10 protein-coding genes and 1 pseudogene are annotated in these 13,683 nt (G+C 53.9%); 4 read left to right on the forward strand and 7 right to left on the reverse strand.

Annotated elements, in window-relative coordinates; translation table 11 throughout:
* Positions 1-232 precede the first annotated feature (232 nt).
* From ACN28R_RS06185 to ACN28R_RS06195, 3 genes and pseudogenes are all read left to right on the forward strand, one after another.
* Complete coding sequence (locus ACN28R_RS06185) at positions 233-1,591, forward strand: MFS transporter (protein ID WP_095833913.1); 1,359 nt, start codon at positions 233-235, stop codon at positions 1,589-1,591.
* Between the two features lie 353 nt (positions 1,592-1,944).
* Positions 1,945-2,076: pseudogene (locus ACN28R_RS06190) on the forward strand (sugar ABC transporter ATP-binding protein); the annotation flags it as partial.
* Between the two features lie 117 nt (positions 2,077-2,193).
* A complete protein-coding gene (locus ACN28R_RS06195) occupies positions 2,194-2,319 on the forward strand; it encodes a hypothetical protein (protein WP_257790306.1) in 126 nt (41 codons plus the stop codon).
* Between the two features lie 195 nt (positions 2,320-2,514).
* Here ACN28R_RS06195 and ACN28R_RS06200 read toward each other — a convergent pair whose 3' ends face one another.
* Entirely contained in the window at positions 2,515-3,234 is a 720-nt protein-coding gene (locus tag ACN28R_RS06200; protein ID WP_095833914.1) for a hypothetical protein, read from the reverse strand.
* 823 nt (positions 3,235-4,057) lie between these two features.
* On the reverse strand, positions 4,058-4,606 hold the full coding sequence (ssuE, locus tag ACN28R_RS06205) for an NADPH-dependent FMN reductase (RefSeq protein ID WP_048638638.1): 549 nt from the start codon (positions 4,604-4,606) through the stop codon (positions 4,058-4,060).
* Between the two features lie 541 nt (positions 4,607-5,147).
* On the opposite strand from ssuE, the gene ACN28R_RS06210 reads away from it, so the two are divergent.
* Entirely contained in the window at positions 5,148-6,320 is a 1,173-nt protein-coding gene (locus ACN28R_RS06210) for a MalY/PatB family protein (protein ID WP_095833915.1), read from the forward strand.
* 454 nt (positions 6,321-6,774) lie between these two features.
* On the opposite strand, the gene ACN28R_RS06215 is transcribed toward ACN28R_RS06210, so the two are convergent.
* From ACN28R_RS06215 to ACN28R_RS06235, 5 genes are read right to left on the reverse strand one after another with little or no spacing between them, the layout of a single operon-like run.
* Positions 6,775-7,893, reverse strand: a complete 1,119-nt coding sequence (locus ACN28R_RS06215; protein WP_095833916.1) for an alkylhydroperoxidase domain protein — start codon at positions 7,891-7,893, stop codon at positions 6,775-6,777.
* Entirely contained in the window at positions 7,890-9,539 is a 1,650-nt protein-coding gene (locus ACN28R_RS06220; RefSeq protein WP_095833917.1) for a dipeptide ABC transporter ATP-binding protein, read from the reverse strand. Before ACN28R_RS06220 ends, ACN28R_RS06215 begins: the two co-directional genes overlap by 4 nt.
* The gene (locus tag ACN28R_RS06225) at positions 9,536-10,390 is read right to left on the reverse strand and encodes an ABC transporter permease (protein WP_095833918.1); all 855 of its coding nucleotides are present in this window, start codon (positions 10,388-10,390) and stop codon (positions 9,536-9,538) included. The genes ACN28R_RS06220 and ACN28R_RS06225 overlap by 4 nt, the downstream gene beginning before the upstream one ends.
* Positions 10,387-11,331: an ABC transporter permease gene (locus ACN28R_RS06230; protein WP_095833919.1), complete on the reverse strand. Its 945-nt coding sequence runs from the start codon at positions 11,329-11,331 to the stop codon at positions 10,387-10,389. Before ACN28R_RS06230 ends, ACN28R_RS06225 begins: the two co-directional genes overlap by 4 nt.
* A gap of 51 nt (positions 11,332-11,382) precedes the next feature.
* Complete coding sequence (locus ACN28R_RS06235; protein WP_095833920.1) at positions 11,383-13,017, reverse strand: TIGR04028 family ABC transporter substrate-binding protein; 1,635 nt, start codon at positions 13,015-13,017, stop codon at positions 11,383-11,385.
* Positions 13,018-13,683 lie beyond the last annotated feature (666 nt).

Genomic DNA, 13,683 nt, shown 5'->3' on the forward strand with positions numbered 1-13,683 from the left:
ATTTAGCAGCCCACAACGCAGAGAGCATAGGTAGATGGGGGGTGTTCGCCAGGGTATTCCAGATAACTATCACAAAAAAACCTTTTTTCATTATACAAAAAATGAAAAATACTTACTCTGGGTAAACATGCTAACTGATTTAAATATACATTTTCTGCATTTTTCTCGCTTACCTAAAAGTCTGGCGCTTTTAGCATAAAGATAATACTTGAATTAACATTCTGGAAACATAATGAATAAAATATATGCAACAAGGATTGTTTTCTTTTCCGCAGGGTTGATTATAGCGGCATGGGCGCCGTTAATTCCTATCGTGAAGGAAGCGCTAAACGTTAATACTGGCGTTTTAGGTATTCTTCTGCTGTTCTTGGGCTTGGGCTCAATCATTTCGATGCCCATCACTGGCATGTTATCGGCGCGTTATGGTTGTCAACGCGTTATTATTACATCGGCGCTATTAACAATAATAAGTTTTCCATTTTTAGTTATTTCCCAAACCCCGATTGAATTAGGCATATCATTGTTCTTCTTCGGCGCATCAATCGGCACCGTTGATGTATCTATGAATATACAGGCCGTTAAGGTCGAAAAAGGGTTCAATAAAAATTTGATGTCTGGTTTTCATGGTTTTTTTAGTTTGGGGGGGATTGGCGGCGCAGCAGGTATGTCATTTATGATTTATTTAGGCGTGACAGCGCTTTTAGCCTGTTATCTAATGTCGTTTCTTCTTGTAATATTATTCTCTATATCTTATTCCGGGTTGGTTAGAAGCGGAGAGAAAGAAAATAAGAAATATTTTTCGCTACCGAAAGGAATAATCATTCATGTGTGTTTGTTGTGCTTTTTGATGGGGGTTATTGAAGGCTCGATCATTGATTGGGGCGCGCTTTTTATCACTACTGAGCTTGGCATGCCGCCGTCGGTAAGCGGGTTAGGGTATGTGACGTTTGCCTTTGCGATGATGTTAGGCAGGTTTTTTGGCGATAAATTAGTGACATTGTACGGCAGGAATAAGGTGTTTTTTATCAGCAGTATTAGTATCGGGTTAGGTTTTTTATTAGTTATTAACTTTGGCGTTCTTTTTATCACTTTGATTGGTTTTATCTGTATTGGGTTAGGCGCCTCAAACATGGTTCCGATGTCGGACGGCCACAACGCCATTGACGCCGTGGTGGATATCGCCGCCAGGCAACAGTTGGATTTCGTCTTTCTGACCGAACACATCAGCTGCCACCCCGATCTGCCGCTGATGGAGAACAAGCTGATCCTGCCGGGCATTGAGATCACCACCGATTTGGGGCACTTCAACGTGCACGGGCCAGCGCGCGGCCTAGATATGAACGGTCTCGCATACTCAAGCCAAGCGCTGATCGAGCGGGGATTGGCGATGGTCGGAGACGGCCTCGGCACCATCAGCATCAACCATCCGATGATGAAGCCGTGGCACTGGCTGTACCGCGATATGCCGCTTCACCGGGTGAACACGCTGGTGGTGTGTTGCGATCCCACCTCGCCCACCTGGCCCACCTCGCCGCAGTCCGCCGAAGATGCCTTGCGGGTGCTTAACGCCATGTGGAACGCGCGAGCGTAACCCCAACGCCAGCGAACCTTCGATTTACGGCGAACCCTCCACCTTCGTTTATGCGCAAGGGCTGAGCGGAAACGGCATTCTGCGCGGGTTGCGCCGGGGCAACGTCTATATTGAGCGAGGCTGTGGGCTGGATTTCTCCATTAACGAAGGGACGGCGCTGTCCGGCGATGACGTCGGCGGCGGCATGGTCGATTACCGGCTGACGGTGGCGGATACGGCGCGCCGCTATATCGCCGAATGTATCGTCGATGGCGAATGTATCGCCAGCTATCCGTTGGGACGGCAGTCGGTGCGTTTCTCGGTGGATCTTAGCCGCCGCGCCTGGGCGAGAATCGATATTCGCCGGGTGGGGGATGACGCTGGGCGATCGCATCTGCGTGCTGAACCAGGGGCGCGTGATGCAGGTGGATACGCCGATGAATCTGTATCAGTATCCCGCCAACCGCTTTGTCGCCGAGTTTATCGGCTCGCCGGCGATGAATATGAGTAAGGCCCGGCTGGTATCCACCGGCGCAGACGGATAACGTGATAGCCGCGCGCATTAGCGTGGTCGAGGCGATGGGCAATGACTGTTCGCCTATTTTGAATTAAACGGCGCCAGGATGATCGCCCGCATTCCCTTCGCGCCGGGCAAGGCCATCAGCCATGGCGACAACCTACGGCTGCACTTCGATATGGCGCACTGTCACCTGTTTGATATGGAGAGCGAGCAGGCGCTATTCGACTAGCGCGCTTGTTAGGCGCTCAAACCTGCATCTTGAAATTTATTGGATAGAGTGGATAACCATCATGTACTAACTGGTATTCACATCGGAAAAAGCCTAAGCATCAGAGCTTCTCTGAGCTTAGGCAATATTTTACGGTATGGATTCATAGGGAGTTTCGTAAACTAAACTCTAAAATTGGGGTGATAAAATATTAATTTATACACCGCCGACAGAAATGATTTTTCCTTTTATTCCAGGGAAACTTTCATTGCGATCTTTATCGACATTGCGCCAGTGCACTGAGCCGTCTGAGTCGATGTAATAGCAGGCCTCGCCGGTCGTCGGATCGGCGAAGATAAACGTCCGCTGTTCGCTGTAAGTATCCCAGCGTTTATATTCCGGCGCCCAGCGTGCCCATACACCGTTATTTGCAATGGCCCACAAGCGATTATCGCCGCCAACAGAAATAATCTTGGCTTTAATGCCGGGGAAACTGTCATTGCGATCTTTATCGACGTTGCGCCAGTGCACTGAGCCGTCTGAGTCGATGTAATAGCAGGCCTCGCCGGTCGTTGGATCGGCGAAAATAAACGTCCGTTGTTCGCTGTAATTATCCCAGCGTTTATATTCCGGCGCCCAGCGGGCCCATACGCCGTTATTTGCAATGGCCCACAGACGATTATCGCCGCCAACCGAAATGATCTTGGCTTTAATGCCGGGGAAGCTTTCATTGCGATCTTTATCGACGTTACGCCAGTGTACTGAACCATCTGGGTCGATATAATAGCAGGCCTCACCGGTAGTCGGATCGGCGAAAATAAACGTCCGCTGCTCACTGTAAATATCCCAGCGTTTATATTCCGGCGCCCAACGCGTCCATTTGCCATTGTCTGTAATCGCCCATAAACGGGTTGCTGAATTAGCGGTATTACTCATGATTATCTCCTATTTAATACTATTTAGATGTATTGTTTGGGGTGGTTAGAATCCGCTATTTGAAGAAAAAATAAATTTATAATTTAATCAACAGAATACGATATGTTACGTTTTAGCTATACTTCAACGCGTGTATTCCAAATAATTCGCGTTGCGGGTTTGCCTGGCGAACAGGCTGAGGCATGGCTAAGAACAGCTTCTGTATCTTGAGGCTTATTGGATGCGATACTTTTTTAGTAACCATAGTCCACTCTTTTTCACGTAATTTAAGAAATAATTTATCTTATTGTAAGGACAGCTATGGCATTATATCCGTTGACCACTTGCCGTGTATTCTTTACGAAAGAACAGGGTGCAGATAAATAGTAGAAGATAGCGTTGTGTTTTTCATTCGACATACATTTCTAAAAAGAATATTTGTATGGTTCAATATATTGATATTACATGTTATTATTTATGTCATGTAAATTTAATTATGCGCTATTAAGTTGTTTTTTAATGGTTTAATTAATGTAGCGCAATGAATTTTATTCCCCGCGCAAAACAGCATTAAATACTAAATGGTGAGTTTTAAATGATTTTTAAAATAAGAAAAGTGGTGATTACATAGTGGATTATTCTGCTGTTTTATATTTTAATTCATTTAATATAATTACATTTTATATTAGTTGCGTGTTTATAAATTAATGCTGATGATAATAATGATTGGGCATAAAACGAGAGTAGCGACTCAAAAGGCGTTATTTTGATAAAATACGTTCATTGTCACCTTCAACTCCCGACTGATTAGTATAACCTTTCACCACGGAGGCAACCGAGGGACTCAGCCTAGCGCGCTAAAGTTGCTTTGTCTCTCCAGCGCGCGGGCAAAGTCGTCAAGCGAAGTCGTCAGGCGATCTTCAAGCGAAGCGCTGAATACCGGCGTGTGATCGTAGTGGGTAATCTGGTTCTCCTCTGCGAACACGCCATGTAAGATCTCCTGCGCTTTCAATGCGCTAAGCACGGGCTTAAGCGCATAATCCAGCGCCAGCATATGGCAGGAAGAGCCGCCGCAGGCCATCGGCAAAAGGACTTTATTGGCGAATGCGCGCTCCGGCAGAAGGTCGAGCAGGGTTTTCAACGCGCCGGTAAAAGAGGCCTTATAGACTGGCGTACTGATAACCACCCCGTCTGCATCGGCCAATTGATCGACGAAAACTTTCAGACCGGGGCTGTCAAATTTGGCATAAAGCAAATCTTCCGGATTAAAGTTAAATAGGTTCCAGGGAAGAACGCTAATCCCCTTTTGCTCAAGCCAGCGCTGGGCAAAGAGAAGGAGCGCGGTGGAGCGGGATGGAAAACGTGGGCTACCGGCCAGGGTAATAACGTTCATGCTGTCTCCTGCAATAATTCCAGCTTGAAATCGACCGCCGATAGAGATCGGCTAATTAGCGATAATGCACTCATTAATACGATTCACCGATAATTAATTACTCTAGTACCTGATGAATAATATCATAAATATGATTTATGACTGTTGATATTTGAAATCCGCAAATGGCGGACTTATTTAAAATATTTATCTTATAGCGTCATGAATTTATTTTTACTGTAAGTGATTGAGCGGAAATATTATAGAAGGTTAATATGTCTATCGTATGAAACCGAAAGATATAATCATCTGCTTATTAGAAATAGCTATTTATTATAATGACATGAAATAATGGTGTCGGCGACAAATAGCGAATTCGCAGCTTGGAGTATGACGGGGCTAAATGGAATATTATGTGAATTTAAGATATATGCTGGATATAGCGGGGTAATGTTATTCTGAATCATTTCTTGATTGAGCATTATATTTAACGCGCCAGCGCTAAAGCCGGGCATACACCGCCCACGCCGTGGAACGTGTCGCTGATTGAGAGGGCAAAATCGTGCATTATGACTTTGATCGCATTATTGACCGGCGCAACAGAAATTCTACCAAATGGCTCGCGGCGGCAAACCGCGTCAATGCGGCCGGGGAGCCGGTGATTCCGCTGTGGATTGCCGATATGGATTTCGCCTCGCCGCCGGCGGTGTCGCAGGCGCTGTATGATGTGGTCGAACACGGCGTTTTTGGCTATACCGAATATTCCGGTCTGGTTATCGAACCGCTGCGGGACTGGCTGGCAGCGAGACACAACTGGCAAATTCAAGCGGAGTGGGTGGCGCCCGTCAATTCGGTGGAAACCGCGATGGATGTGGTTATTCAAACGCTGACCGCACCGCAAGACGATATCGTGATCCTCTCGCCGGGCTTCGGCGCCTTTGCGCGCGTTATCGAGCAGACCGGGCGCAATACCATTGAAGTGCTCTTGGATAAGGGCGATAGCGATTATTCGCTGAATATATCCCGGCTTGAGCGTCAGCTTACCGACAAAACCCGCCTGATGATTTTGTGTAATCCGCATAACCCGATTGGTAAAGTCTGGCGAGCGGATGAACTGCGGCAAATCGGCCGCTTCTGTCAGCGGCATAATTTGCTGTTATTGTCGGATGACGTCCATCATGATCTGATCATCGGCGATGTGCCTTATACGCCATTGGCCAGTCTCAGCGCGCAGTTCGCTGATTTCACCGTGACCTTCACCTCGCCGGGAAAGACTTTCAATATCGAAGGTATACAGATTGCCAACCTGATTATCCGCAATGCGGCGATCAGGGAGAGAATCGGCACTGTTTTTCGTCAACTCTGTATACATAAACCCAACGTCTTTGCGCTTTACGCGGCGGATGCGGCTTACCGCTACGGCGCAGAGTGGCTGGACGCCCTGATCGGCTATTTAAAAAATAATTATGCGCTGTTACGGGAAGGGATAGAGCGGATCCCCAATATCAGTTTATGCGAAACGCAAGGCAGCCATCTTGCCTGGCTGGATTTCAGAAAAACCGGGCTATCTCAGCAGGCGCTGGAGCGGCGCTTGCTTGATGATGCGGGATTATTGCTTGAGAGCGGCCTTCACTTCGGGGCGTCGGGGGCCGGTTTCATGCGTTTGAATTTCGCCTTGCCGCGCACGCAACTAGCTGAAGCCATCGACCGTTTGCAACGCAGTTTTAGCCGATGAGGGGAGAGTTCCTTTCCCTGACAAGGACTGCCTCTTAGTCACAAATGCTGGGGCTCTGACGAGTTTTGCCGTTATCCGGCGTAAAAAATTATGCAGCGGTGGACTTGACCGCCGAGTGAGCCGCATGGATGCGGCGAGAGTCAGTGCCGCGTCGGGAACGCGTCGCTGGCGGCTCGAATAGCGGTCGAGAACACCGATGGTACCGCGCCAGCGGCATAATTTAGCCGGAAGCCGGGGTTCATAGGGGGCTGGCGTTTGAGCCCCCTATGTCGGGCGCGTGCTGCGAGGCAGCATGAAAATGGCGGCATTGTGGCGCACGAAACCGTCTCCAAGCCCGCATAATAATGTGACTAAGAGACAGCCCTGACAAGGGGGAGGTCGGGTGGGGGTTGCTAACGGCAACGTCAAACCCGTTTATGGAGCTCCCCCAACCCGGTGAGGAATACGATCCCCCTTAATGTTCGGGCCAGAACGGCTCGCCCAGCGTCAGCATCAGCCGGTTAGCCCAGGCAAAGAACGCCGCGGATTGCACCAGATCCAAAATTTCCAGCGTAGTCAGCCCCTGTTCATGCAGGCGCGCCAGAGCGTGCTTGTCCACTTGCGCTGGGGTGGTGGAAAGGCGGGCGGCAAAGGTGATAATCGCTTGCCAGCGCGGGTCTTGTCCCTGGGCGAGATCCGCGCCGGCCGCCGTATCCAGCAAGCGTTGCACCGCATCGTGTTGTTTGGCCAGTTGACTGGCTTTGCGCGCATGAACGGAGGCGCAGAAAATGCAGCCGTTGACTTTGCTGACAACCGCCGCCGCCAGTTCGCGTTCCGCGCGCGGTAATCCGCCCGAGGTGTAAAAAATCCCTTTATCCGTCAGCGTTCGCTGTTCCAGCACCGGCAGGTCGCGCGCCAGCAGACGAAAATAGTCCGAGTCGCTATGGCCGAACCGTGCGAGAAGGGCTTGCTCATCGGCGTTAAATTCGTTTAGCGCTTTTGGGGCAATCCAGGGTTCCCAGCCGAGTTCGGCCTGAGTGAACGCCTGCGGCGCGCGTTGGCCGCTCAGCGTGTGCGCTTGCGTATGCCAGCGCCCGGCCGTGGCGTCCCGCGGCGGGGGGATATCGACGGTATGTCCCGCCAGCAGGCGCAAACCGCGCAGCAATCGGCTTTGAAAACTGACGAATGCGGTTATTTGTGACAGCGTAACTATACTGTCGGGCGTCCATCCGGCTGTGAGCAGCGCCTGCAAATCGGCGGATGCGCTGCCGACCGGATCGCGCGTCAGGCGTTCGGCGTGCGCCAACGCCGCATCGATCGCCGGCGTTGGCGGCGGCGCAGGGAACTCCTTCCGGCGCTGGGCGTAAAAGCGTTGCAGCGGACTGTCCTGATGCCAGGCGCTGATGCTTTCCGCCAGCCACAGCCGTAACGACAGCGGCAGCGCATTGCTCTCGTCGATATCGGTGAACAGCGCCCGATAGCTGCCTTCGCTGTGCCGGGTCGCGGCCTTGCGCGTGTGGCGCGCCTGCGCCAGTTCGCTGCCTGGGGCAATCTCGGCCAGCGTATTCAAAATGTCATGGTCATGTCGGGTCATGCGGTCTCCTGTAACGTAAATACTGATGACGGCAACGGGCTGGGAATGGCCTCAATCAGTTCGCGCGTATAGCGATGGGTCGAATGGGTGAAGATCTGTTCTACCGGTCCGGATTCCACCTGTTTCCCGTGGTGCAGCACGGTCACGGTATCGGCGATTTGGCGCACGACGGCCAGATCGTGGGAAATGAACAGGTAGGTCAATCCCAGCGAGCGCTGAAGTTCTTCCAGCAGCCGCAGGATCTGCGCTTGTACGGTCACATCCAGCGCCGATACGGCCTCGTCCAGCACCAGTACCTGCGGCTCAAGCACCAGCGCGCGCGCAATAGCGACCCGTTGACGCTGCCCGCCGGAGAGTTCATGTGGTTTTCTGGTCAGCAGCGCGTGCGGCAGCGCGACGCGTTCAAAGATGCCGTGTACTTTGTCGCTGCGCTGAGTCCGGGTATAGCGATTAAAATTGCGCAACGGCTCTTCCACGATATCGAACAGCCGCTGCGAGGGATCGAGCGAACTGAATGGATTCTGGTACACCAGCTGGATTTTTTGCCGGAACTGGCGCAGCGCTTCGCCTTTCAATCGGGTGATATCCGTATTGTCGATCAGAATGCGTCCGGACGTCGGGCGCTGGAAGCCGAGCAGGCTGCGCGCGGTTGTGGTTTTTCCAGAGCCTGATTCACCGACGATGGCGTGTGTGGTGCCGCGTTCGACGCTGAACGAGATATCGTCGACGGCGCGAAAGGTCGCCGCTTGCCGTCCGCCCAGCCTATATTCCTGTATCAGGTTTTCCACTTTGACCGCCACGTCTCCGGCTGCGGGGCGGATAGGGCGCGGCGACGGATTAAGCGACGGCACATCGGCCAGCAGCGCCCGGGCGTATTGGCTGTGCGGCGCGTTCAGAACGTCGCGCGTCGGGCCTTGTTCCTGAATGAAACCATTTTGGAATACCAGCAAGCGGTCGGCGCGTTCCGCCGCGACGCCCAAATCATGCGTGACGAACAGGATCGCCGTGCCGTTTTCCCGCCGCAGTTCGTCCAACAGATCGAGCACGCGTTTTTGTACCGTGACATCCAACGCGCTGGTCGGTTCGTCGGCAATAATGAGCGCCGGTTTCAGCGCCACGGCAATGGCGATGAGCACACGCTGTTTCATGCCGCCGGACAGTTCATGCGGATACTGCCTCACCCGTAGTTCCGGCCGCGTCAGCCCCACCCGAGCCAGGAGGGACAGCGTCTTTTCCCGAATGGCGCGTTTAGATAGATGCAGGTGCAGACGCAGAATTTCATCCACCTGTTCGCCAATCGTTTTAACCGGGTTGAGCGAGCTGGTCGGATCCTGTGGGATCAAACTGATGCGGGCGCCGCGGATACTGTCCATCCGCTTTTGCGGCCAATGACTGATGTCGACGCCGTTAAGCCGGATTGCGCCGCGTATCAGGCGGCCGTTCTCGGCGAGAAGACCGATCACCGCCTGCGCCGTGGTGGTTTTGCCCGAACCCGATTCGCCGACCAGCGCGACGACCTCTCCGGGGTTGATCGCGAAAGAAACGCTTTCCACCACCGTTCGTTCCGCGCCCCGGCTCTGGTAGCCGATGGTGACATCGTCTAGTTCCAGCACCGGCGGGGCGGCGCTGTCTTGTTGCAAACTCATGGCTGCTCCCTCCGCAGTGACTGACTGATACGGTTGGCGGACAGTACCACCAGCACCACGACCAGACCGGGGAAGGTGGTCAACCACCAGGCGGTCGAGAGATAATTGCGTCCTTCGGCAATCAACAGCCCCCATTCCGGGGTGGGCGGCGGCGCGCCGTAGCCGAGAAAACTTAAGGTGGAAATCGCCAGAATGGCGCTGCCGAACTGCAAGGCGGCAAAGGCGAACACCGTATGCAGCGTGTTCGGCAAAATGTGACGCCACAACACGCTAAAGAATGAACCGCCGCTGCCGTAGGCCGCTTCGACATAGTCGCTGCGCCTGACGCGCAGAGCTTCGGCGCGGACTAGCCGGGTGAAGCTGGCGATGGAGGTGATCCCGACGGCGATGGCGGCGTTGACCGTACCGAACCCGAGCAGAATGATAACGCTCAACGCCAACAACAGGCCGGGGATGGCGAGCAGAATATCGATGAAACGCATCACTACGCTATCCAGCCAGCCGCCCAGCGTGCCGGCCAGCAGACCGAGCAGGCTGCCCAGCGCCAGCCCCAGTCCGACGGCGATCGCCGCTCCGGACAACGACTGCACGGAACCGTAGACAATACGCGTATAGAGATCGCGCCCCAGTTGATCGGTCCCCAGACTGTAGTCGCCGCCCGGCGGCAGGCGCTGCGCGCCGGCAATGCCGTCCGTCGGGCTGAACGCGGTAAACCAATGCGGGAAGAGCGCCCATAGAATGACGATAAGTAAAACCAGCCAGGCGGCGATCAATCCCGGTTGCACGCGATAGTGAAAGCGCGCGGCGGGTTTTTGCCGTAACGTAATTTTTCCCTGATGAACCATCGTCATGATGCGACTCCTGTAGTGTTTTTCAGCCGGGGATCGAGCAGGGGATATATCAGGTCAATGACAAGATTTATTACGACGAATGCGGCGGCGGAGATCATCACGACCGCCTGTAAAACGCTACTGTCCTGGGTATTGACCGCCTCCCGCGTCAACTGCCCCAGACCGCTGCGCCCGAATACCGTTTCCGTGACGAGCGCGCCGGCGATCAGTTCGCCCAGCAGCAGGCCGGCCATGGTAATGGTCGGCAGCAGCGCGTTGCGAATGACATGACGCCACAGCACGCCGAGCCGGCTGGCGCCTTTGGCGCGGGCAACGGCGACAAACGGCTGCGTTTGCACCTGGTCAATACTCCGCATCAGAATTTGCGCCAGCGGCGCGGAAATCGGCAGGGCCAGCGTGAGCGTCGGGAGAATCAACCCTTCCCATTCGCCGGGATTGATCACCGGAATCAGCCCTAACTGGAAAGAGAAGATCTGAATCAACACGATACCGAGCCAAAATGTGGGAACGGAAATAAACAGCGACGGCAGCGATTGCAACGCCGCGCGCAGGCGTTGAAACGGCGTCATAAAACTGAGGCCCGCAATCAGGAACGCCAGGATGATCGACGCGACCAATCCTAATGACGCCAGCAGCAGCGTCGGCGGCACATTTTCCGTCAATAATTCGGCCACCAGCATGCCGGACTGCATCGAAATGCCGAAATCCCCGTGCAGCAGGCTATTGATTGTGTGAATGTACTGCGTCAGCACCGGCGTATCGGCGCCGTAGGCCAGGCGCAGCTGCGCTATCTGGTCGGCGCTGAGGCCCAATTCCGGGTTCTGGAATTTGATCAGCACCGCGTCGCCCGGCAATGCCTGCAACAGAATGAAGGACAGCGTAAAGGCCGCCCATAGCACAATCAGCGCCTGAGCCAAACGCGTTGTCAGATATCTGCTCATGATCGCTCCTTTTTGCTCTCTCCCTTGCCGACGCAAGGCAAGGGAACGCGATTACTTATCTAACCAGGTGTTGTAAAAGCTGGGGCGGCCGACGGCTTCAAAATCGATACCCTTTGTCGTGGGCGCGGCGGCATAGACCTGCGGCTCTTCGAAGATGGGAATCACATAAGCCTGATCGATGAGATAGCGCTGTACGTCGCCTACCAGCGCCAGGCGTTTTTCGTGGCTCGTTTCGGACGCGATACCGTCCAGCAGGGCGTTAAGGCGGCTATCTTCAAAGTTTTTCACCTTATCGCTGGCGCCGCCTTTTTGCAGCAGGACGTTACGGAGGGTCGGGTAAAACTGGCTTTTCAGCACGTCCGGATCGGCGCGTCCCACCATGGAGGGGTAAAGCGCGGTTTTTTCCGGATCGAGGTTATCCACGGTTTTACTGCCGGCGTCGCCGGCCTGAATATTCAGCTTCACCCCGATTTTCGCCCACTGCTGCGCCACCAGTTGCAGCGTTTCCTTGTTCTGCGGCTGCGGCGGCGATTCATACGCGGTCAGGATTAGCGCCTGCCCCTCTTTTTGCCGCACCCCCTGTGCGCCGGTTTTCCAGCCGGCGTCATCCAGCAGACGGGCGGATTTTTCCGCATCGAAGGTCAGCTTGTCGGACAAATCCACGTAGCCCTGCGCCGTTTTCGCCAGTACGGAGGTGGCCTGCGGATAGTTGTCCGAGAACAGCGTCTGAACAATCTCTTTGGCGTTAGTGGCGTGCAGCAACGCCTGGCGGACGCGCAGATCGGCGACTAGCGGATTATCCGGTCGGAAGGAGAGGCTGTTGTTGACGCCGCGTGTGGCGGAAGCATAGACGGAGACGCCTTGATCCTGAACGCGTTTCTCATCGTAAGCCTGAATTTGGCGAATCGCGTCGGCCTGGCCTGAGAGCAGCGCGCCGATGCGAACGCCGTCTTCCGGCGTCACCAAAATATTGATGCCGTCCAGATAGGCCCGTCCCTGATGGGCAAAACTCGGCGGCGCCCAATTGTAATCTTTACGCGCCGTCAGTTTGACTTCGCGGCCCGGACGGTCGCTTTCCACAACGAACGGGCCGGAGCCGATGATGTTGCGCGCATTGCCGAGCTGGTTGAAATTGTGTTCCAGCGTACTGAGCGATACCAGCCCGGAACCGATGGCGGATGTGCCTTGCAGGAAACCGGGCGAGGGTTTCTCAAAGTAAAATTTTACCGTCAGCGGATCGATAACTTCACTTTTCAGGTAATTGTTGATGACCTCCGAGATCGGGTGGTTGAGCGTTTTGTTGCCAAGCCCGTAGGTGTCGAAGTTTTTCGCCACCGCATTGGCGTCCAACGGCGTGCCGTCCGAGAAAGTGACGCCGGGGCGAATTTTGAAGGTGTATTCGGTGTTGTCGTCGTTGATGGTCCAGGATTCTGCAATCCACGGCTCAATTTGCAGCGTATCCGGATTTTGCCACGTCAGCTTGTCGGTGATCTGATTCAGGATCCCGCCGTTGGGATAGAAGCCCCCGGCGGGCGGATAGAGGTTGGTGTGAGCCTGTTGTTCAAGATAAATCAATGTGCCGCCCGTTTTCGGCGCATTGTCGGCGGCAAGCGACGCACCGCTGAACCCCAGTAATGCTAGTGAAACCAGTGTGCGAATCTTCTGTCCGGAATAGGGAATCAACATCGTGTTTTCCTGTAGTTATCATTTGCGAATCATGCCGTCGGCTGATGGGCGGTATCGCGACGCGGACGGCTAGCCGTCCGAAACCTACAGGTGATATTTTCACAGGCGGATGTAAACAGCAAAGAACAATAATGATATTGATTATGCGAAATTTTGTTAAAAAACATAAAGTCAGCGGCTCATGACGACATCACGCCGGGGCTTGTTTGAGTTTGATGACATTTCTTCGCGGCCACACTTCGTCATCCCCGCAACCACACCTCGTCATCCCCGCGGTAGTAGGCGGGGATCATCTGCTGAAACCGTGAATAGCCATTGACTGATTCCCGCCTGCGCGGGAATGACGTATGGGGGTAATCAACACAGTCTCTGCCACTATTCCGCCATCCTCATGCACGGCCACACCTCGTCATCTTCGCAACCGTACCTCGTCATCCCCGCAACCACACCTCGTCATCCCCGCGGTAGTAGGCGGGGATCGTCTGCTGAAACCGTGAATAGCCATTGACTGATTCCCGCCTGCGCGGGAATGACGTATGGGGTGTAAGCAACACAGTCTCTGCCACTATTCCGCCATCCTCATGCACGGCCACACCCCGTCATCCCCGCAACCACACCTCGTCATCCCCGCGGTAGTAGGCGGGGATCATCTACTGAAACCGTGAA

Source organism: Brenneria goodwinii, assembly GCF_002291445.1.
GTDB lineage: Bacteria > Pseudomonadota > Gammaproteobacteria > Enterobacterales > Enterobacteriaceae > Brenneria > Brenneria goodwinii.

Coding starts and splice junctions, on each gene's coding strand:
- ACN28R_RS06200 (WP_095833914.1), bottom strand. CDS start 3,234: ATGAGTAATACCGCTAATTCAGCAACCCGTTTATGGGCGATTACAGAC.
- ACN28R_RS06220 (WP_095833917.1), bottom strand. CDS start 9,539: ATGAGTTTGCAACAAGACAGCGCCGCCCCGCCGGTGCTGGAACTAGAC.
- ACN28R_RS06225 (WP_095833918.1), bottom strand. CDS start 10,390: ATGACGATGGTTCATCAGGGAAAAATTACGTTACGGCAAAAACCCGCC.
- ACN28R_RS06195 (WP_257790306.1), top strand. CDS start 2,194: ATGATCGCCCGCATTCCCTTCGCGCCGGGCAAGGCCATCAGCCATGGC.
- ACN28R_RS06235 (WP_095833920.1), bottom strand. CDS start 13,017: ATGTTGATTCCCTATTCCGGACAGAAGATTCGCACACTGGTTTCACTA.
- ACN28R_RS06185 (WP_095833913.1), top strand. CDS start 233: ATGAATAAAATATATGCAACAAGGATTGTTTTCTTTTCCGCAGGGTTG.
- ACN28R_RS06215 (WP_095833916.1), bottom strand. CDS start 7,893: ATGACCCGACATGACCATGACATTTTGAATACGCTGGCCGAGATTGCC.
- ACN28R_RS06230 (WP_095833919.1), bottom strand. CDS start 11,331: ATGAGCAGATATCTGACAACGCGTTTGGCTCAGGCGCTGATTGTGCTA.
- ssuE (WP_048638638.1), bottom strand. CDS start 4,606: ATGAACGTTATTACCCTGGCCGGTAGCCCACGTTTTCCATCCCGCTCC.